Source organism: Micromonospora sp. NBC_01405, assembly GCF_045040155.1.
Classification (GTDB): domain Bacteria; phylum Actinomycetota; class Actinomycetes; order Mycobacteriales; family Micromonosporaceae; genus Micromonospora.
On record NZ_CP109532.1, the window covers coordinates 3,639,402 to 3,658,256 of the forward strand.

Below are 18,855 nucleotides of genomic sequence, written 5' to 3' on the forward strand. Positions count from 1 at the left end.
CCCAGGCGCACGTGGTGGTCACCGGCGGCGACGCGGTCGACGTGCTGCACGGGGGCGGGGAGACCGTCCTGCTGCGCGCCCCGGGTGCCGACCCGGCACAGCCACGGCACCGGCTGCTCGTTCTCGGCGGCGATCGCCGTCCGGCTGGCGCTGGGCGATCCGGTGCCGGTGGCCGTCGCGACCGCCAAGGAGTACGTCACCCGCGCGCTGACCGGCGCGCGGGACTGGGAACTGGGCGCGGGACACGGCCCGCTGGACCACTTCGGCTGGTCCGGATGACCACTGCCGCTCAACGTCAACCACCGCGCCGGAGTCCGTCGTCGATTCTCGCCGTCAGTCCCGGTGGTGGCGGCCGGGGGAACGCAGCGACCGCTGGCCGGTGCCCTCCGGCCCGCCGTCCTGGTCCGGCACGGGGCGGGCCAGGCCGGTGACCCAGTCGACGTACTCCTCGTCCTGCGCCGGCAGCGGCTGCTGTTCCCGGCGGTCGTCCTGCTCGGCCGCGGGTGCCGTGTCCTCGGCGGTCCGGGCCCGGTTGCGCCGGAACAGGGCGCGCCGGAGGCGGGACCGGCTGGTGGCCGGGTCCTCGGGCACCGCACCGGCCGCCACCGGGCCCGCGCTGCCCGACCCGGCGTCGACCGACTCGGACTCGCCCGGTCCGGGGTGGGTGGTCTGTCCGGGGCCGGTCCGGTCGCCGCCGTCTCGTCCGCCGTCGGACCGGCCCAGTTCACTCGGTCCGGGCTCGGCCGGCCGGGGGTCCGGGGGCTGCTGCCCGGCCGCGTCACGGCTGTCGGTCGCCGTGGGGCCGGCCCGCCGGACGGCGTTGCCGAACGCGTCCCAGCTCGTCACCCGGCCCAGATCGGGAAGGGGCCGCCGAGGCCGGGGACGCGGGTCGGGGTCGACGGGGTCCGGCCGGCTGTCCGGCGCGGCCGGGGGCGACGGGTCGCGCGGGCCGTCGTCGCCCGCCCGGGTCGGCTCCGGCGGAGCGGGCTGCACCACGTCGTCGAACGTGGGTGCCTCGAAGAACGTGGGCTCGGCTCGCCGGACCGGGGTGGCCGCCGGCGTGGCGGTGACGCCCGTGCCGGGGCGGCTCGCGCCCGCCGCGTCGGCGGCGCTTTGATCCGTCACGGCGGCCGGTTCGGTGTCGGTCGGGCCGGGGACGTCGGCCGGCGGGGGCGTCTCGGCGGCCGACGTCCGCAGCCCGGCACCGGCCCTCGGTCTGCGGACCCGCTTCGGCCGGGGCGTCTCGGCGGCCGGCACTTCGGTGTCCTCGTCGGCGGGGCGGGGGGTGTCGGCGGGTCGGGAGGCATCGGCAGCGGAGGGCGTGGCGTCGGCGGGTCGGGAGGCATCGGCGGCGGGGGGTGTGGCGTCGGCGGGTCGGGTGGCTTCGGCGGGGGCGTGCGGGTCGGTGGGGCGGGGCGGGGCGCCCTGCGCGGCAGGCGTCGCGCGGGCGGCCTCGGTGGCCATCGGCCACTCCCAGTGCGCTGGGGTGCTTCCGGCCGGCGTGTCCGTCGCGGCAAGGTCCCGGGCGCCGCCGGAGCGGTCTTCCGGCAGCGGATCGCCGACGGTCGCGGGGACCCGACGGGCCGAGGCGGTGTCCGAGGCGGGCGGGCCGACGGGGTCGGCGCCGTCCGCGTCGCCGGTCACCGGCACGGTCGGGCCGATCGGCAGCGGCCGGAGGATGTCCGTGGGCTCGATCGCCGGGTCGCCGACGGCCTCGCCCGGCGTCGCGGGCCGGTCGGCCCGCTGGTCGGCGGGGCGGCCGGAGGTGACGAGCGGCCAGCGGGCCAGGGTTGCGGCGGCGGAGCCGAGCACGCCAGTGGCGACCGCGATCAGGGCGCCGTGGTAGGGCGCGAGCTGGTACCGGTCGACGGAGTTCCCCGGGCCGGCGGCCAGGTAGGCGAAGGCGACCAGCACGGGGCCCGCCGCGCCGGACGCGCCGCCGATCAGCGGCGGGTGGCCCCGCCAGCGGGCCAGCGCGCCCGAGGCCGCGCCGGCGAGCAGGGCCACCAGCGGCAGCAGCAGCATGGCCAGCCGCTGTGCCGCGGCGGCGTCGAGCCAGCCCGGCTCGAACACCCCCAGCCGCACGGTCGGCAGCGGGCCGGTGCCGACCAGGGCCGGCAGGGACGACAACAGGGCGACCAGCCACACCGCGCCGGCCATCATCGCCAGGTTCCAGCCCAGCGGCGGGCGGAGCAGCACGGCGAACGCCGCCCCGGCGCCGGCCACCGCGCCGAGGACGGCGCAGATGCCGACCGCCCAGACCGGGTCGACGCCGCTCAGTTCGGTGGCGCGGGCCGGCTGCATGCACAGCAGGGCGACGACGGTCGCGCCCAGCGCCGCCGCGCCGGCCACCCCGAGCTGCCCCGTCGTGGTGGCCATGAGGGGCTCGGCACGGGCGATACGCTCGACCACCACGGCCCCGACCACGGCGGCAACCGTCGCGAACCAGCTCACCCAGACCAGCTGGGCAGGCCACCGGTTGACGGTGGCGTCGGTGAATTCGCCGACGAGCCGGACGATGCCGAACCCGTACGCGACGCCGAGCTGACCGGCCCCGGCCAGCACGCTCACCCCGAGCGCGGTGAGCAGTAGCTTGCCCCACGTCCGAAAGGCCATGTCGGGCACGTTACGGCCCGGTGCCCCCGATCGCCACCTTGGCGCAGCGCGGCGCGGCGACGCGCCCGACCTGCGACTACTTCAGCTCGGCCGGCCGGGCCAGGTACGTCGTGTCTCCGACAGCGGTGAGCGGTGGACGGGCCCCGGGGTCGTGGTGGACCACCTCACCGGCCGGCTCGTCGGCGCCGGGCGTCGTCCACCCGGCTCGGTCCCGTCGAGCACGCCGGTGCGCCTAGAGTTGCGGGAGCACCTCGGCGGCGATGAGTTCCAGGTGGTCCAGGTCGGCCAGGTCGATCAGTCGCAGGTGCACCCGGGTGGCTCCGACCGCGGCGAACTCGCCGATCCGGTCGACGAGTTGGGCGGGGGAGCCGATCACCGGGTCCTCCGGCGGCAGGGCGCTCATGTGGTGCAGCGGCGCGGCCCGCTCCCGCACCTCGGCATCGGTGCCCCCGATGGCCACGACGATCCCGGCGGAGAGCACCAGCGGCGCCTGCCCCGAGTCCGTACGGCCGTGGCGGTCGCACGCCTCGACCACCCGGTCGTACGAGGCGGCCGTCTCAGCGACGCTCTTGAACGGCATGTTGAACTCGTCGGCGTACCGGGCGGCCAGCTCCGGGGTGCGCTTGGGGCCGCGTCCGCCGATGATCACCGGCGGGCCGGGCTGTTGCACCGGCTTGGGCAGGGCAGGCGCGTCGACCAGCCGGTAGTGGTCGCCGTGGAAGCTGTAGGCCTCACCGACCGGGGTACGCCACAGGCCGGTGATCACTTCGAGCTGCTCGGCGAGCCGGTCGAAACGCTCCCCGACGGCGGGGAACGGGATGCCGTACGAGGTGTGCTCCCGCTCGTACCAGCCGGCGCCGATGCCCAGTTCCACCCGGCCGCCGCTCATCTGGTCGACCTGGGCGACCATCACCGCGAGCGGCCCGGGCAGCCGGAAGGTGGCCGAGGTGACCAGGGTGCCGAGCCGGATCCGGGAGGTCTCCCGGGCCAGTGCGGCGAGGGTGAGCCAGGCGTCGGTGGGGCCGGGTAGCCCGGGGTCGGCGCCCATGGCCTGGTAGTGGTCGGCCCGCAGGAAGCCCTCGAAGCCGCCCGCCTCGAGCGCCCGGGCGAAGCGGAGCTGGTCGTCGTAGCTGGCGCCCCGGTGCGGCTCGGTGAAGACGACCACCCGCACGGTCAGCGTGCCTCCGCGCCGGCCCGTACCGGGGGCTGCCGGTGGGTGCCGGGGCCGAGCGGAGCCGGGGCAGGCCCGGCCGGTGCGTCACGTTCCATCAGCAGTTCGTGCAGCTCGGCGCTGACCCGGGCCACGTCGGCCAGGTGGGCGTTGCGGCCGAGGGTGCGGGGACGCGGGATGTCCACCTCGACCACCGAGCGGATCCGGCCGGGGCGAGGACTCAGCACGACCACCCGGTCGGCGAGCAGCACCGCCTCGTCGATCGAGTGGGTGACGAAGACGATGGTGGCTCCGCTGGTCATGTGCACCCGCTGGAGCTCGCCGGAGAGCTCCTCGCGGGTGAGCGCGTCGAGGGCGGAGAACGGCTCGTCCATCAGCATCACCCGGGGGTCGCCGATGAGCGACCGGCACAGCGACACCCGCTGCTGCATGCCGCCGGACAGCTCGTGCGGCAGCCGCTTCTCGAACCCGGCCAGCCCGGCGAGTTCGAGCAGCTCCCGGGCGCGGGCGCGGTGTCTGGCCCGCTTCCAGCCGAAGATCTCCACCGGCAGCAGGACGTTGTCCAGCACCGAGCGCCACGGCAGCAGGGCGGGCCGCTGGAACAGCATCGCGATGTCCCGGCGGGGACGGGTGATCGGTGTGCCGGCGACGGTGATCTGCCCGGCGGTGACCGGCAGCAGCCCGGCGATCATGCGCAGCAGGGTGGACTTGCCGCAGCCCGAGCGGCCGAGCACGGCGACGAACTCGCCCTCGGTCACGTCGAGGTCGATGCCCCGCAGCGCCTCGACCCGACCGGAGCGGCCGTCGAAGGTGCGGGACACCCCGGACAGTCGAATCATCGCGGGTGTCCTCCCTGAGTAAGCGGTCAGGAGCGCAGCTAGGGTAGCCCGCCGCGGCGCAGCCCGGGGGGTCCGGGTTGGACATCAGTTCGTTTCCGTTCCGCAACCGACACTCCTTGCTACACCGGCAGGTCCCTTGCGTAGTCTGTGCCGGCGAGAAGTCCCCTCACGACGGTGGCGTCGGCTCCCCCCTCTGTCGACGCCGTCCCTCTCGACAACCCCTCCGGAGGCGCATCGCCCCTGGTCGGAAAGGACATGGTGCACAGATGAAAAGGCTGACCCGCACGGTCGCCGCGGCCGCTCTGGCCACCGCACTCACCCTGGTGTCCGCGTGCAGCAGTGACGCGGACTCGTCCGGCGCCAAGGGCGGCGACGGCAAGGCGCTGGAAAAAGTGACGTACCTCACTTCCTTCGGCAACTTCGGCCGGGACTCCTACGCCTGGGTGGCGAAGGAGAAGGGCTTCTTCAAGGAAGCCGGCTTCGACGTCGAGATCAAGGCCGGTCAGGGCACCGGTACCGTGATCCAGACCATCGTCGGCGGACAGGCCGACTTCGGTCCCATCGACCTCACCGGTGGTCTGCTCCAGCTCGGCAACGGCCAGGCCAAGGACTTCGTCGCCGTGGCCGCCATCCAGCAGCGCACGATGGCGGGCATCGCGACCGTCGAGGGCACCGGCATCGCCTCTCCGAAGGACCTGGAGGGCAAGAAGCTCGCCGACACCCCCGGCTCCGTGGTCCGCAACCTCTTCCCGACGTACGCCCGGCTGGCCGGCGTGGACGCCAGCAAGGTGAATTGGGTCAACGGCGAGGCGCAGCTCCTGATGGGCACGCTCGCCGCCGGCCAGGTCGACGGCATCGGCCAGTTCGTCGTCGGCCAGCCGACCATCGAGGCGGTGACCAAGAAGAAGGCCGTCATGCTGCCGTACAGCAACGTGATGCAGGACCTCTACGGCAACGTGCTGATCACCTCCAGCAGGATCGCCAAGGAGAAGCCGGACATGGTCAAGCGGTTCTCCGCCGCCCTGATGAAGGGCCTGGAGCACGCGCTGACCAACCCGCAGGAGGCGGGCGACATCCTGAAGAAGAACGTCGACGCCAGCAACCCCGCGGCCGCCGCCGCGGAGCTCCGGCTCATGGCCGGGTACGTCCGGTCCAGCAACTCGGGCACCCAGATCGGCACGCTGGACAGCGGGCGGGTGGCCAAGAGCATCGCGATCCTCCAGGGCGCGGGCTCGCTCAAGCAGAACATCACCCCTGACCAGATCATCGACTTCGACCTCGCACCGAAGGCCTGACCCGTCCGACCGTCCTCGGGGGTACGCCCCGCCGGCCTCCGGCGGGGCGTACCCCCGTTCCATCCCCGGCCACCGTGCCGGTAGGAGAGGAGGAGAAGATGACCGACCTCCGGTCACCGGAGCCGGCGGTCGCGCACCGGCCCGCCGCTCCCGCCCCCATACCCACACCCGGTCGCTCCGGCCTCAACGCCGGGGTGCGGTTCGGACTCAACGGGGCCCTACTGCCCGCCTCGGGCCTGCTGATCGCGTTCGCGGTGTGGTGGGTCACCGCCCGGCTGGAGCTGGTGCACCCCGCCGCGCTGCCCACCCCCAACTCGGTGCTGTCGGCGTTCACCGACAAGCCGGACAAGATGCTCGAACACGCCGGCGCCACCCTGCTGGAGATCCTGATCGGCTTCGCGCTCTCCGCCGCGGCCGGGATCCTGCTGGGGCTCTCGCTGGCCGCCTCGCGCACGGTTGAGCGGATGTTCACCCCGCTGCTCGTCGCGGTCAACGCGGTCCCGAAGATCACCCTCGGGCCGCTGCTGGTGGTGGCGCTCGGCTGGGGTCAGAAGCCGATCCTGACCATGGTCTTCCTGCTGTGCTTCTTCCCGATCGTGCTGTCCACGGCGACCGGCCTGACCACCACCCCGGTGGACCTCGCCGAGCTGGTCCGCTCCTGGAACGCCTCCTGGTGGCAGGCGTTCCGCAAGGTGCGGTTCCCGGCCGCGCTGCCGCAGATCTTCGTCGGCCTGAAAGTGGCCATGCCGCTGGCCGCGATCGGCGCGGTGATCGGCGAGTTCCAGGCCGGGGAGGGCGGGCTCGGATACGTCATCACCCAGTATGCCGGTATGGGCGACACCGCCACCGCCTGGGCGGCCATCATGCTGGTGGCGCTGATCAGCATCGTGCTCTACTCGGCGCTGGTCTTCCTGGAACGGCTGGCCCTGCCGTGGGTCCGGGAGACCACCTCGACCAGGTGAGCCCGGTCGGCCGGCCGGTTCGTCCGGCCGGCCGACCGGGTGCCGCCGTGACCGGCGTGGGCCTGGACCCGCGCCGGTCACGGCGAACACCTCGTCAGCTGGCGAGCCGCCAGCGGCCACCCCGGGCGACCAGGGTGGTGAGGGCCTGCGGCATCAGCCCGGAGTGGTTGTCCGGGGTCATTCGGATCGGGCCCGACAGGCCGTCCAGCTGGGACGTCTCGAGCACGTCGCGCAGCCCGTCCCGGCCGGCCTTGCCGGGCTCGCCGCCGGCCCGCAGCTCGGCGTCGGCGATGAGCTGCACGGCGTCCGCGGCGAACGAGGAGAAACCGTTGTAGCCGCCGAACCGCGCCGTGTAGTTCTGGAACCACTGGCGACGGGCCGCCTTGGCGGGGGTGGTGGCGATGACGTCGTCGATCACCATGGTCTGGGTGAAGATCAGGGTTGCCTGCTCGGTCGACCCGGCCGACGCGCCGAGGAAGAGATCCCCGGCCGCCACCGCGTCGAAGAAGAGCGAGCCCTTGAACTTGGCCTCCTGAGCGGCGTCGGCGGCGAGCATCGCCTGCCCCGGCGGCGTCCAGACGACCAGCGCCTCCGGCTTGCGATCGGCCAGCGTGCGGACCGGCTGGTTGACGTCGGTTTCGGTGGCCTTGACCCCCTGCTCGCGGACCAGCCGGATGCCGGCCTTGGCGAACTCGCTGCGCAGGGCGGCGAGCCCCTCCTGGCCGTAGCTGTCCTCGCTGCTGAGCACCGCGGCCTTCTTGATGCCGCGTCGGTGCAGCTCATTGGTGAGGGCGGCGGCGCTGTCCACCGCGTTCGGGGCCAGCTTGAACACGTACCGGCGCTCGGCCACCGGGCTGGCGACGGCGCTGGCCGGGGCGAGCGCGACGGTCGGGAGCTTCTTGTCGTTGATCGTGCGGACGGCGCCGACGGCGCACTCGTTGCAGCCGCCCATGATGAGCGCGCTGACCCGAGAATCGTTGCTGAAGTCGTCCACGTTGCGTAGCGACTCGCTCGCGTCGGAGCGGTTGTCCTTCACCTTGAGTTCGATCTTCCGGGCGCCCAGGGCGCCCGAGGCGTTCAGCTGCTCGACCTTCAGTTCCAGAGCGCGCTGGTACGCCTTGCCGACAGGGGCCGCCGAGCCGGACAGCTCCAGGTCCACGGCGATCACGATGGGGCTCGTGTCCTGTTCCGCCGTGCCGAACTGGCAGCCGGTGAGCGTGGTGGCCAGGACGGCCGAGGCGAGCGCCGTGATGGTCACGGAGCGGATGGTGATCAACTCAGTCCTCCAGGTGCGGCACGGGCGGCTGCCCGGTCACCGCCGCTTGTTCCGTCCTCAGTGGAGAAACGGGATTGGTCTGCCGTACGGTGTGCGCGAAGCCTGCAAAACCTTGCCAATGCCGGGCCCTGTGGTCAAGCGAGGATGCGTCGAAGCGTTTCGGGACGAGCGTCCCACATGGTGGGGTAACCCAATCTTTGCAAACGCTTACTTTGCATAAGCGCGTGACCACCTTGGAGTTACATGCCCTGATCAGGGGCTTGAGAAAATGAAGGTATTAGTTGACCGGATCACGCGATGAGTGCCGTGCGACCGTTTCCAACCTCACCGCGGCTTCCCAAACACGATCATCTCTGATGCAATCGCGGCCGTGCCGCGCGCGGCGCTGTCCGCTGCACCGGCCAAGGGTCGGCGGTTCAGGCGTGGAAGAAACGACGGAGGCGATGTCGTGAGCACCGGACCTACGACCCTGCCCGAGAGTGGCGAGTCGGACGAGCGGAGTCGGCGTCGTCGGCTGCCGCGCCTGCGCGACGCCCGGATCCGCTCGAAGCTGGCGCTGATCCTGGTGGTGCCGGTCGCGGCGGTGATCGCGCTCGCCACCGTCCGGCTGATCTCAACCGGTGAGGGCGCGCTCGAGGCGACCCGGCTGCGGTCGCTGACCGAGCTGTCGATCGACATCTCCGCGCTCACCCAGGACCTGCACAAGGAACGGATGGCCGCGGCCCGCTACCTGGCCACGCCGGGGCAGGGGCCCGACACGTACAACCTGCGGGTGCGCGGCACGGACGCCCGGATCGAGGAGTACAAGGCCGAGCGCGGGCGGGTCGGCGACGTCCCGGCCGCAGTGCGGGACCGGCTCAAGGTCATCGAGGACCACCTGACGACGCTGAACAGCACCCGGCAGGAGGTCCTCGACCGCAAGCAGATGGTGGTGGCCGAGGCCGCGCTGCGTTACGGGGTCATCCTCACCGACCTGGTCTCCTACGGGGACACGCTGGCCCAGCTCCCCGGTCAGGAGAGCCTGGCGGACACCCGCCGGGCGTTGGCCGCGTTCGCCCACGCCAAGGCGGCGGTCGCCGAGGAGGAGGCGGTCGCCTTCACCGCGCTCACCGCCGGCAGCCTCGACGAGGAGCAGTTCTCCTCGTTCGTGGCCACCCTGACCAGCCAGCAGGAGGCCCTGCTCTCCTTCTCGCTGGCCGCGGACCCGACCCAGCGGGCCCTCGTCGACAGCACGGTCTCCGGCGACGCGGTGACGCTCGCCGACCGGGTGGCCGCCGACCTGACCCGGTCGGTCGGGCAGACCCCGCTGGTCTCCGCCGCCGCCGCCACCGCCTCCATCGGCGCGGTCAACGACCTGATGCGGTGGGCCGAGATCCGGCTCCAGGACCGCCTGCTCGCCCAGACCGAGGAGGCCCGCTCCAACGTCATCCAGCAGGCGATCATCGAGTCGGTGCTGGTGCTGCTGACCCTGATCGTCGCCGTCACGCTCGCCGTGGTGCTGGCCCGGTCGCTCAACCATTCGCTGCGCCGGCTGCGCGAGGGCGCCCTGTCGGTGGCCAACCACGACCTGCCCGACGCGGTCGCCCGGCTGCAGAACATCGGCAGCGTCGGCGACGGCGGCGTGGAAGAGATCGTCCGGCAGGTCCGCGACCCGATCAAGCTCAACAACCGTGACGAGGTCGGCCAGGTCGCGCTGGCGTTCAACGTCGTCCACCGGGAGGCGGTCCGGGTCGCCGCCGAGCAGGCCGCGCTGCGGACCAGCGTCTCGGCGATGTTCCTCAACCTGGCCCGACGCAGTCAGACCCTGGTCGACCGGATGATCGGCGAGCTGGACGCGATCGAGCGCGGCGAGGAGGACCCGAAGCGCCTCGCCCAGCTCTTCGAACTCGACCACCTGGCGACCCGAATGCGCCGCAACGACGAGAACCTGCTGGTGCTCGCCGGTGCGGACTCGGCGGTGCCGCGCCGCGACGACGCCCTGCTGATCGACGTCCTGCGGGCCTCCCAGTCCGAGGTCGAGCAGTACAACCGCATCGAGTTCGGCACCGTCGACACCGACATCTCGGTGGCCGCGCACGCCGTCAACGACGTCGTCCGGCTGGTCGCCGAGCTACTCGACAACGCCACCCGCTTCTCGCCACCGAACACGGTGGTGGTCGCCGACGGCCGGCGGATCCGCGACTACGTGCTGATCCAGGTCGAGGACCGGGGCCTCGGGCTCACCGACGAGCAGCTCGACTCGCTCAACCACCGGCTCGCCGGCCCGTCCACGGTCGACGTGGCCGCGTTCCGGCTGATGGGTCTGGCCGTGGTGAGCCGCCTCGCGTCCCGGTACGGCATCCGGGTGGAGCTGCGGCGCAACGTGGAGGGCGGCACCGTCGCCCAGGTGACGCTGCCCAGCTCGACCGTGGTGCTGCCGTCGCTGCGCGGTCGCGAGCCGGCCCCGGCGCCGTTGACCCCGTCGCGCCAGCCCGCCCCGATCGAGCAGACGCCGCTCACCCCGATGGGCCTCGACTCGCCGCTCACCGGCGCCGGTCGCGCCGCCACGCTGACCGACCAGTGGCGGACCTCCGCCCCGACGCCGGCCCGCTGGCAGGTTCCCGGCGACTCCCGGGAGGCCGCGCCGGCCAGTCCGTTCGGCGCGCCAGCCAGTCCGTTCGGCGCTCCGGCCACTTCGTTCGGGGCTCCGGCCGTCGCCCAGCCGGCGGCTCCGGCCGCCGCGCCGGCACCCCTGGGGCAGCCACCCGCCCCGACCCAGCCGGCGTTCACGCCCGGCGGCGGGTTCTCGGTGGGCAGCCCGACCGTGGCGATCCCGACGATCGATCCGCTGCCCCGGCGGACACCCGGCGGGGAGGCCGCCCAGCCGGCCGCCCCCGCCACCTCGGCCCCCGCCACCTCGGCCCCCGCCACCTCGGCCCCCGCCACGCCGGCGCTGCCCGGCGGTCCGGTCGCCGGGATGACGCCGACCGCCCCCGCCGCGCCGGCAGCCCCGGCCACCCCGGTGGTCGCCCGTCCGGGCCTGCCGGCCGAGGCGCCGATCTTCCGGGAGATGGAGGCGGTCTGGTTCCGGTCGCACGGCGACGACGTGACCGCGATCTTCCAGCGGCCCAAGTTCGACGACGAACCGCCCCCGGCCAAGGTCCCCGCCGCGCCCCGGCCACCGCTGCCCACCCGTACGCCGGGGGCCACCCCGGCGGACGGCACGACCGCGGCGACCCCGCCGCCGGCGTACACCCCGCCGGTGGCCCCGCCCGCGGCACCGGCCGCGACCGGACCGGGCGGGTCGGCGGCAGCCACCCCCCCGGCGACCGACCCCGAGGCCTGGCGGACGGCCGCGGACGACGGCTGGTCGCGGGCCAGCCGGGCGGCCGAACCGACCGCGTCCGGGACCACCCGCTCCGGTCTGCCGAAGCGGGTCCCGCAGGCACAGCTCGTTCCCGGCGGGATCGAACAGAAGAGCGGCAAGGACCGCAGCCGGCGCACCCCGGACGAAGTACGCGGCCTGCTGTCGGCATACCACCGCGGCGTGCAGCGCGGACGGACGGTCGGCGCGGACCAGAACAGCACCTCGACCAAGGAGACGACCCGATGAACAGGCCAGCGGCCATGCAGGACATGGGTTGGCTGCTCACCAACTTCGCCGACAGCGTGGCGGGCATCGCTCACGTGGTGGCGGTTTCCGCGGACGGGCTGCTTCTTGCCTCGTCGCGGGACCTCCCCACGGACCGGGCCGACCAGCTCGCGGCGATCACCTCCGGTGTGGTGAGCCTGACCGAGGGCGCGGCCCGCATGTTCAGCGCCGGCGGGGTGCTCCAGACAGTCATCGAGATGGACAGCGGCTACCTGTTCCTCATGTCGATCAGTGACGGCTCGTCGATGGCGGTGCTCGCCGCCCGCAGCTGCGACGTCGGCCAGGTCGGGTACGAGATGGCACTGCTGGTCGAACGGGTGGGCGCCGCACTGGTGCCGCTGCGCCGGGACGCGGTGCGCTCCTAGCGCGCCTGGCCACGCGGACGGACTGACCGGGTGTCGAGGGACGGCACCCACCGGAGGAGGTGATCGCGGATGGACCAACGACGGGAAGACCCGCGCGGCGCGTTGGTGCGTCCGTACGCGGTCACCCGTGGCCGTACCGAGCCGCGGCAGGCCATCGCACTGGAGGCGGTGCTGACGGCCAGCCCCACGGCGGTCGCCGAGTCCCGGTTCGCCGGCCACGACAAGCACCGGATCGCCACGATCTGCGAGGGCCGGCCCCAGTCGCTGGCCGAGGTCGCCGCGTACACCCGGATGCCGCTGGGCGTCGCCCGGGTGATCATCGCCGACATGGTGGCCGAGGGCCTGTTGACGCTACACGCTGCCGCTCCGCCCGAAGGGTACGAGGAGCGGATGGAAATTCTTGGAAGGGTGCTAAGTGGACTTCGCAGGCTATGACCCCGCTGGGGCACGCCGCAACCGCGGGATCACCTCCGCGAAGATCGTGGTTGCGGGCGGCTTCGGCGTGGGCAAGACGACCCTGGTCGGCGCGGTCTCGGAGATCACTCCGCTGACCACCGAGGCGGTGATGACCGCGGCCGGTGTCGGGATCGACGACCCGTCGAAGGTGCCGGGGAAGCAGACCACCACGGTCGCCATGGACTTCGGCCGAATCACCATGGCCGAGGACCTGATCCTCTATCTCTTCGGCACACCCGGCCAGACCCGGTTCTGGTTTATGTGGGACGAGATCATCAAAGGCGCGGTGGGCGCGGCGGTGCTGGTCGACACCCGCCGGATCGCCGACGCGTTCGCCCCGCTGGACTACTTCGAGAACCGCCGCCTGCCTTACGTGGTGGCGTTGAACCGGTTCGACAACGCGCCCCAGTACGAGCTGGAGGAGGTCCGCGAGGCCCTCGCCATCTCGCCCCACGTGCCGTTGATAATGACCGATGCCCGGCACCGGGATTCGGTGAAGCAGGTACTGGTCACGGTTGTCGAGCACGCGATGCTGCGACTCCAGGCCGAGCACGGCCGCGGCTACCCGACCCCGGTCGGCTGACGTACATCGGCGGTGGCCCGGGGTCGTCAGGGCCGCCGCCGACGCGGTCGTCCACGGCCCGGCTGCCGATCACGCGCCGTGGGCGCGCGGGGCTCCGCACGATCGCGCCCGATCCCGGAAGCAGCGGCCGTCCTGGGAACAGGAGGCCACTGTTACCGGAGGCTTGTGCGGGGGGCGGGCGTTTCGCCCCTCAACGCATCCCGGTCACCGGCGGCGGCGGGGGGTCAGTCCACCCGGAGCCGGTAGCCGCGCTTGATCACCGTCTGCACCACCCGGGGGGCGCGCAGGCCGGCCCGGAGGCGGGCCACCGCCATCTCCACGGCGTGCTCGTCCGCGCCGCGCGGCAGCGTCCGCAGCAGGGCGGTACGGGAGAGCACCCGCCCAGGTGACGTGGCGAGCGCCCGCAGCACCGCCATCGGGGCGGGTGCCAGCGGACGCAGCTCCCCGTCGATCACAGCCGCGTGCCCCCGCAGGGTCAGCAGGTGCTCGGCCGCCCTGATGGTGACCGTGCGCCGGGGCAGCTCGTCCACGATCGTCCGCACCAGCGCGCCGAGTCGCGCCTGGCTCGGCGCGCTGACCGGCACCCCGCGGCGGACCAGCGGCTCGGCGGTGACCGGGCCGACGCAACTGGCCAGCACGTGGCCCCGCAGCGCCTCCAGCACCGTCTCGGTGCGGTCCCCGGCGGCGTGCAGCAGCGCCTCGGCGGCCGGGGCGGAGGTGAAGGTGACCGCGTCGACCAGCCGCCCGGCGACCAGGTCGATCAGCCGGTGCAGCGGCGCCGGGTCGGTCGGCGGCGCCCATCGGTAGACCGGCACCTCGATGACCGCGGCACCGGCCTCCTCCAGCGCGGTGGTGTACTGGGGCTGCCGGTCACCGTGCAACTGCATGGCGACCACCTGCCCGGCCACCCCGCGCCGGACCAGGTGCTCGACGACCTCCTCACAACTCTCCGAGTCCGGTGACCACCGGTCGCGCAGGCCGGCGGCGCGGATCGCGCCCCGCGCCTCCGGCCCCCGGGCCACCACGTACGCCCGCGACAGCACGCCACGCAGCGGCCCGTTCAGCCCCCAGCCCTCGGCCGCCTCCAGCCAGCCGCGCATCCCGATGCCGGTGTCGGCCATCAGCACGTCCGGCGGGCGGTTCAGGCAGGCGTGGGTCGCCTCGCGCAGTTCGGTGTCGTCGGACAGCGGCACGATCCGCAGGGCCGGCGCGACCACCACCCGGGCCCCGCGCCGTTGCAGCAGCGCGGCCAGCTCGTCGCGCCGGCGGTCGGCGGTCACCCCGATGGTGAAGCCGGCCAGTTCGTGGGGCATCACCCCTCCCGTCTCAGCCGTGCCTCGACTCTCAGCCGTGCCTCGACCAGGCCGTCGCGGCACCGCACGTCGTGCCGGGGAACGGACACCCCGGGCACCCCGTCCACCAGGGCGGCTGCACCGTCTGTCATGTCAGAAAAGCGTGCCGTCGGGCAGTTTCGGCCCCGGGTCCCGTTTGTTTCGGCCCTGTCAAGAGCGCCCCACACGACGGGGGTGACCCGAATTCCAAGCCCTGGCACAGGCGGACGGACCCCGGGCCGACCGACCGGTCGCGGGCTTGCGCTCCGCGAGGTTTTTTGGGTGGTTCAGCAGTGGACGTCAGGTGGGATGACCGGTGGTCATACCGGAGGTAGTTTGGGTGGCATGACTGCCAAGGTGACGCTGTCGTTCTCCGACGAGACGATCGAGGAGGCGCGCCGGTTCGCCAAGCGGGAGGGGCTGTCGCTCTCCGCCTGGATGGACCAGGCCGCCCGGGAAAAGGCGCTGCGCGAGGTCTTCACCGCGCACGCCGTCGCCGTCGGCCGCGCCGGGCTGGACCTGGAGACGGCCGCCCTGGCCGACGCCCGCGAGGTGGAGATGGTCGACGACGCGATGTTCGGCGGGCGTCCGCGTGCTGCGTAGGGGAGAGGTCTGGCGCATCGAGGGCGCCCGGGAGCGGCTCGGTCTGGTGATCAGTTCCGACGTCTACAACTCCACCGACGTGCCGATCGTGATCGTGGCCGAGGTGGTCGAGACCGTACTGCTGCGCGACTCCCCGCTGGCCGTGCCGATGGGCGGGTACGTGGTGATGCCCGACCGGCTCTCCTCGCCGATGAAGAAATGGTTCACCGAGTGCGTGGAGGTGGCCGACACCGACACGATGCTCCGGGTCGGGCGCGCGCTGCGCATCCTCCAGGAACTCTGACCGGAACCCCGCAGCCGCCAGGAACTTTGCCGGTGGGGGCCCGTCGGCGTGTGACCTAGATCATGATAGCGGCGCGGGATGGGCGGGAACGCCCCCCGTTTTGACCAGCGGAGGTGCCCCCGGGTATCGTTGCCTGCTGTTGTACGACAGCCAGAGGCGTGCCGCATCAGGTACGCTTGGTCGTTCGTGCGCGCCTGGTCACCTCGGCGCGCGACCCCAGACCGACGACGAGACAAGGTAGACCTGTGCGTACGTACAGCCCGAAGCCGGGTGAGATCGAGCGTCAGTGGCACGTCATCGACGCCTCTGATGTCGTGCTGGGCCGCCTGGCGACCCACGCCGCCACGCTTCTGCGTGGTAAGCACAAGCCGACTTTCGCGCCGCACGTCGACACGGGCGACTTTGTCGTCATCGTGAACGCGGGCAAGGTCGCGCTGACCGGCAACAAGCGCCAGACCAAGGTCGCCTATCGCCACTCGGGTTACCCGGGCGGCCTGAAGCAGATCGGCTACGAGGAGCTGCTCAGCAAGCGTCCCGAGCGGGCCGTCGAGCTGGCCGTGAAGGGGATGCTCCCGCACAACAAGCTCGGCCGTCAGCTGATCCACAAGCTGAAGGTCTACGCCGGTGCCGAGCACCCGCACGGCGCGCAGCAGCCGGTGCCGTTCGAGATCAAGCAGATCGCGCAGTGAGCGCGGGCGAAGGAAGCAGCATGACCGACATCACCGAGACCGAGGTTGCCCCCGAGGCCACCGAGGCCATCGAGGTCCCCGAGGAGGCACCGGCGCCCGTCGCCCGCGCGCCTCGCGGTGACCGGCCGATCCAGACCGTCGGCCGCCGCAAGGAGGCCATCGTCCGGGTGCGCATCGTGCCGGGCAGCGGCAAGATCACCTGCAACGGCCGCGACCTTGAGGCGTACTTCCCGAGCAAGGTGCACCAGCAGCTCATCAAGGACCCGCTGGTCACCGCCGAGAAGCCCGAGGCGTTCGACGTCATCGCCAACCTGCGCGGCGGCGGCACCACCGGCCAGGCCGGTGCGCTGCGGCTCGCCATCGCCCGGGCGCTGATCATCAACGAGCCGGACGACCGCCCGGCCCTGAAGAAGGCCGGCTTCCTGACCCGTGACGCCCGGGTCAAGGAGAGCAAGAAGTACGGCCTCAAGAAGGCCCGTAAGGCTCCCCAGTACTCGAAGCGCTGATCATCAGCGGCACGTTGTACTTCTGACGGACGGCCGGGTCCGCCTCCCCCCGACGGGAGGTGGCCCGGCCGTTCCGCTTTCCTGTTGTGCACCATTTCCTCGGAGGTTGGCGGGTATGGGCCGGTTGTTCGGCACGGACGGCATACGCGGGCGGGCGAACGCGGATCTCACCCCCGAGCTGGCGCTCGCGGTGGCGGTCGCCGCCGCCCACACACTCGCCGAGACGGACCGGAGCCATCCGCCGTTGGCGGTGGTCGGCCGGGACACCCGGGCCAGCGGCGAGATGCTGGAGGCCGCCGTGGTGGCCGGGCTCACCAGTGCCGGCGCCAACGTGGTCCGGGTCGGCGTGCTGCCCACCCCGGCCGTGGCGTTCCTCACCGCCGAGACCAAGGCCGACCTGGGCGTGATGCTCTCGGCGTCGCACAACCCGATGCCGGACAACGGCATCAAGCTGTTCGCCGCAGGCGGGCACAAGCTGCCCGACGAGATCGAGGGGCGGATCGAGGCGGCGGTCGAGGCGAACGCGGCCACCGCGTGGGACCGGCCGACCGGCGCCGGGGTGGGGCGGGTGCACGACCTGCTCGACGGTGCCGACCACTACGTCCAGCACCTGGCCGGCACCGTGTCGCACCGGCTCGACGGGCTCAAGGTCGTGGTCGACTGCGCCAACGGCGCGGCGGCCGACGTCGCGCCCGTGGTGTACCGGGAGGCCGGTGCCGAGGTCGTCGCCATCCACGCCGAGCCGGACGGCCTCAACATCAACGACGACTGCGGCTCCAACCACATCGACGGGCTGCGCGAGGCCGTGGTCGAGCACGGCGCGCACCTGGGCATCGCCCACGACGGCGACGCCGACCGGTGCATCGCGGTCACCGCCGACGGGGTCGAGGTCGACGGCGACCAGGTGATGGCGATCCTCGCCCTCGCCATGCGGGACGCCGGCACGCTCACCGGGGACACCCTGGTCGCCACCGTGATGAGCAACCTCGGCCTGCGGCTGGCCATGTCCGCGCAGGGCATCCGGCTGATCGAGACCAAGGTCGGCGACCGGTACGTCCTGGAGGAGCTGCGCGCCTCCGACCTTGCCCTCGGCGGCGAACAGAGCGGGCACATCGTCATGCCGGCCTACGCCACCACCGGCGACGGCGTGCTCACCGGGCTGCACCTGATGGCCCGGATGGCAGCCACCGGGAAGTCCCTCGCGGAGCTGGCCGCCGTGGTGACCAAGCTGCCGCAGGTGCTGATCAACGTGCCGGTCGGGGACCGTTCGGTGGGTGCCGCCGCGCCGGCCGTCCGGGCCGAGGTGGAACGGGCCGAGGCGGAGCTGGGCGAGACCGGTCGGGTGCTGCTGCGTCCCTCGGGCACTGAGCCCCTGGTCCGGGTCATGGTCGAGGCCGCCACCGAGCAGACCGCCCGCGAGGTCGCCGAGCGCATCGCCGAACGGGTCCGCACCGCCAGCCCCACCGCCTGACCCGAGCCGGCCCTTGAGGGCTGGCGAACCTCAGAGGCGCAGGCGGGCGACCCGGTCGTAGGTTTCGGCCGGGTCCTCGCCGTCGGTGAGGTCCACGTCCTCGACGACCCGTCCGTCGCCGAGCCGGATCAGCCGGTCGCACCGGGCGGCGATGGCGCGCTCGTGGGTGGCCAGCAGGATCGTCATCCCGTGCCGGTCGCGCAGGCTCAGCAGCAGGTCGAGGATCTGCCCGCCGTTGGTCGAGTCGAGGTTGCCGGTCGGCTCGTCGGCGAGCAGCAGCCGGGGTTCGCCCATCAACGCCCGAGCGATGGCGACCCGCTGCTGCTGGCCGCCGGAGAGCTGCGCCGGCAGCGACCGCTCCCGGCCGGCCAGGCCGACCGCGTCGAGCAGTTCCCGGGCGCGGTTCACCTGGTCGGACCGGCCGCGCCGGGGCAGCACCGGGGCGATCACGTTGTCCAGCACGGTCAGCGCCGGCAGCAGGTGGTAGCGCTGGAAGACGAAGCCGACCCGCTGCCGGTACCGGGCGAGGGCCGCCCGCCGCAGACCGGTGATCTCCACGTCGTCGACCGTCACGGTGCCGCTGTCGGCCTGCTCGATCGCCCCGACCAGGTACAGCAGTGTCGACTTGCCGGAGCCACTCGGCCCGGTCAGCGCCACCACCGATCCGGCGGCGATCTCCAGCGACACCCCGTCGACGGCGGTGAGCCGCTCGGTGCCGGCCCGGAACTGCCGGACCAGCCCGGCCGTCCGGACGGTGCTGCCCGTGGTCGCGTCCATC

At 73.1% G+C, this 18,855-nt stretch carries 18 protein-coding genes and 2 pseudogenes; 12 read left to right on the forward strand and 8 right to left on the reverse strand.

Annotated elements, in window-relative coordinates; translation table 11 throughout:
* Window positions 1–8: 8 nt before the first annotated feature.
* Window positions 9–279, forward strand: a pseudogene (locus tag OG559_RS15710) (bifunctional hydroxymethylpyrimidine kinase/phosphomethylpyrimidine kinase); the annotation flags it as partial.
* A gap of 54 nt (window positions 280–333) precedes the next feature.
* Here OG559_RS15710 and OG559_RS15715 read toward each other — a convergent pair.
* The 4 genes and pseudogenes from OG559_RS15715 to OG559_RS15730 form a co-directional block, all read right to left on the reverse strand.
* Complete coding sequence (locus tag OG559_RS15715; protein ID WP_405104572.1) at window positions 334–2,616, reverse strand: hypothetical protein; 2,283 nt, start codon at window positions 2,614–2,616, stop codon at window positions 334–336.
* A gap of 76 nt (window positions 2,617–2,692) precedes the next feature.
* A pseudogene (locus OG559_RS15720) lies at window positions 2,693–2,800 on the reverse strand (cupin); the annotation flags it as partial.
* Between the two features lie 48 nt (window positions 2,801–2,848).
* Window positions 2,849–3,787 carry an LLM class F420-dependent oxidoreductase gene (locus OG559_RS15725; protein ID WP_405104574.1) on the reverse strand — a complete coding sequence of 313 codons (939 nt, stop codon included), beginning with the start codon at window positions 3,785–3,787 and terminating at the stop codon, window positions 2,849–2,851.
* Window positions 3,788–3,789: 2 nt separating this feature from the next.
* Window positions 3,790–4,626: an ABC transporter ATP-binding protein gene (locus OG559_RS15730; RefSeq protein WP_405104575.1), complete on the reverse strand. Its 837-nt coding sequence runs from the start codon at window positions 4,624–4,626 to the stop codon at window positions 3,790–3,792.
* Window positions 4,627–4,892: 266 nt separating this feature from the next.
* Here OG559_RS15730 and OG559_RS15735 point away from each other — a divergent pair, with 266 nt between their 5' ends.
* On the forward strand, window positions 4,893–5,921 hold the full coding sequence (locus OG559_RS15735; RefSeq protein ID WP_405104576.1) for an ABC transporter substrate-binding protein: 1,029 nt from the start codon (window positions 4,893–4,895) through the stop codon (window positions 5,919–5,921).
* A 98-nt stretch (window positions 5,922–6,019) separates the two neighbouring features.
* Window positions 6,020–6,883, forward strand: coding sequence for an ABC transporter permease (locus OG559_RS15740; protein WP_405104578.1), 864 nt, complete (start codon window positions 6,020–6,022; stop codon window positions 6,881–6,883).
* A gap of 94 nt (window positions 6,884–6,977) precedes the next feature.
* Here OG559_RS15740 and OG559_RS15745 read toward each other — a convergent pair whose 3' ends face one another.
* Window positions 6,978–8,159: an ABC transporter substrate-binding protein gene (locus OG559_RS15745; RefSeq protein ID WP_405104580.1), complete on the reverse strand. Its 1,182-nt coding sequence runs from the start codon at window positions 8,157–8,159 to the stop codon at window positions 6,978–6,980.
* 448 nt (window positions 8,160–8,607) lie between these two features.
* Between OG559_RS15745 and OG559_RS15750 the strand changes: the two genes are divergently transcribed.
* The 4 genes from OG559_RS15750 to OG559_RS15765 all read left to right on the forward strand — a co-directional run bounded on the left by OG559_RS15750 (window position 8,608) and on the right by OG559_RS15765 (window position 13,194).
* Window positions 8,608–11,751, forward strand: a complete 3,144-nt coding sequence (locus OG559_RS15750; protein WP_405104582.1) for a nitrate- and nitrite sensing domain-containing protein — start codon at window positions 8,608–8,610, stop codon at window positions 11,749–11,751.
* Complete coding sequence (locus OG559_RS15755; RefSeq protein ID WP_161685846.1) at window positions 11,748–12,155, forward strand: roadblock/LC7 domain-containing protein; 408 nt, start codon at window positions 11,748–11,750, stop codon at window positions 12,153–12,155. Before OG559_RS15750 ends, OG559_RS15755 begins: the two co-directional genes overlap by 4 nt.
* A 69-nt stretch (window positions 12,156–12,224) precedes the next feature.
* Window positions 12,225–12,590: a DUF742 domain-containing protein gene (locus tag OG559_RS15760; protein ID WP_387015071.1), complete on the forward strand. Its 366-nt coding sequence runs from the start codon at window positions 12,225–12,227 to the stop codon at window positions 12,588–12,590.
* Window positions 12,571–13,194 (forward strand): ATP/GTP-binding protein, encoded by a 624-nt coding sequence (locus OG559_RS15765; RefSeq protein ID WP_387015073.1) that lies wholly within the window; start codon window positions 12,571–12,573, stop codon window positions 13,192–13,194. The genes OG559_RS15760 and OG559_RS15765 overlap by 20 nt, the downstream gene beginning before the upstream one ends.
* 224 nt (window positions 13,195–13,418) lie before the next feature.
* On the opposite strand, the gene OG559_RS15770 is transcribed toward OG559_RS15765, so the two are convergent.
* A complete protein-coding gene (locus OG559_RS15770; RefSeq protein WP_405104585.1) occupies window positions 13,419–14,507 on the reverse strand; it encodes a uroporphyrinogen-III synthase in 1,089 nt (362 codons plus the stop codon).
* Window positions 14,507–14,638, reverse strand: a complete 132-nt coding sequence (locus tag OG559_RS15775) for a hypothetical protein (protein WP_405104586.1) — start codon at window positions 14,636–14,638, stop codon at window positions 14,507–14,509. The genes OG559_RS15770 and OG559_RS15775 overlap by 1 nt, the downstream gene beginning before the upstream one ends.
* A 232-nt stretch (window positions 14,639–14,870) precedes the next feature.
* Here OG559_RS15775 and OG559_RS15780 point away from each other — a divergent pair, with 232 nt between their 5' ends.
* The 5 genes from OG559_RS15780 (at window position 14,871) to glmM (ending at window position 18,077) form a co-directional block, all read left to right on the forward strand.
* Window positions 14,871–15,128: a DUF6364 family protein gene (locus OG559_RS15780; protein ID WP_387015078.1), complete on the forward strand. Its 258-nt coding sequence runs from the start codon at window positions 14,871–14,873 to the stop codon at window positions 15,126–15,128.
* A complete protein-coding gene (locus OG559_RS15785) occupies window positions 15,118–15,411 on the forward strand; it encodes a hypothetical protein (RefSeq protein WP_350881905.1) in 294 nt (97 codons plus the stop codon). Before OG559_RS15780 ends, OG559_RS15785 begins: the two co-directional genes overlap by 11 nt.
* 245 nt (window positions 15,412–15,656) lie before the next feature.
* Entirely contained in the window at window positions 15,657–16,100 is a 444-nt protein-coding gene (rplM, locus tag OG559_RS15790) for a 50S ribosomal protein L13 (RefSeq protein WP_396670314.1), read from the forward strand.
* Between the two features lie 20 nt (window positions 16,101–16,120).
* On the forward strand, window positions 16,121–16,606 hold the full coding sequence (gene rpsI, locus OG559_RS15795) for a 30S ribosomal protein S9 (protein ID WP_405104588.1): 486 nt from the start codon (window positions 16,121–16,123) through the stop codon (window positions 16,604–16,606).
* A 115-nt stretch (window positions 16,607–16,721) separates the two neighbouring features.
* The gene (glmM, locus tag OG559_RS15800; RefSeq protein WP_405104590.1) at window positions 16,722–18,077 is read left to right on the forward strand and encodes a phosphoglucosamine mutase; all 1,356 of its coding nucleotides are present in this window, start codon (window positions 16,722–16,724) and stop codon (window positions 18,075–18,077) included.
* A gap of 30 nt (window positions 18,078–18,107) precedes the next feature.
* Here the strand turns inward: glmM and OG559_RS15805 are convergent, their stop codons facing one another.
* Window positions 18,108–18,854 carry an ABC transporter ATP-binding protein gene (locus OG559_RS15805; RefSeq protein ID WP_405104592.1) on the reverse strand — a complete coding sequence of 249 codons (747 nt, stop codon included), beginning with the start codon at window positions 18,852–18,854 and terminating at the stop codon, window positions 18,108–18,110.
* Window position 18,855: the final 1 nt, after the last annotated feature.

What these genes read in the sequence shown, in the direction of transcription:
- OG559_RS15715 (WP_405104572.1), bottom strand. Translation starts at nt 2,616, where the DNA reads ATGGCCTTTCGGACGTGGGGCAAGCTACTGCTCACCGCGCTCGGGGTG.
- OG559_RS15730 (WP_405104575.1), bottom strand. Translation starts at nt 4,626, where the DNA reads ATGATTCGACTGTCCGGGGTGTCCCGCACCTTCGACGGCCGCTCCGGT.
- OG559_RS15735 (WP_405104576.1), top strand. Translation starts at nt 4,893, where the DNA reads ATGAAAAGGCTGACCCGCACGGTCGCCGCGGCCGCTCTGGCCACCGCA.
- OG559_RS15740 (WP_405104578.1), top strand. Translation starts at nt 6,020, where the DNA reads ATGACCGACCTCCGGTCACCGGAGCCGGCGGTCGCGCACCGGCCCGCC.
- OG559_RS15755 (WP_161685846.1), top strand. Translation starts at nt 11,748, where the DNA reads ATGAACAGGCCAGCGGCCATGCAGGACATGGGTTGGCTGCTCACCAAC.
- OG559_RS15760 (WP_387015071.1), top strand. Translation starts at nt 12,225, where the DNA reads ATGGACCAACGACGGGAAGACCCGCGCGGCGCGTTGGTGCGTCCGTAC.
- OG559_RS15770 (WP_405104585.1), bottom strand. Translation starts at nt 14,507, where the DNA reads ATGCCCCACGAACTGGCCGGCTTCACCATCGGGGTGACCGCCGACCGC.
- OG559_RS15775 (WP_405104586.1), bottom strand. Translation starts at nt 14,638, where the DNA reads ATGACAGACGGTGCAGCCGCCCTGGTGGACGGGGTGCCCGGGGTGTCC.
- OG559_RS15780 (WP_387015078.1), top strand. Translation starts at nt 14,871, where the DNA reads ATGACTGCCAAGGTGACGCTGTCGTTCTCCGACGAGACGATCGAGGAG.
- rpsI (WP_405104588.1), top strand. Translation starts at nt 16,121, where the DNA reads ATGACCGACATCACCGAGACCGAGGTTGCCCCCGAGGCCACCGAGGCC.
- glmM (WP_405104590.1), top strand. Translation starts at nt 16,722, where the DNA reads ATGGGCCGGTTGTTCGGCACGGACGGCATACGCGGGCGGGCGAACGCG.
- OG559_RS15805 (WP_405104592.1), bottom strand. Translation starts at nt 18,854, where the DNA reads ATGGACGCGACCACGGGCAGCACCGTCCGGACGGCCGGGCTGGTCCGG.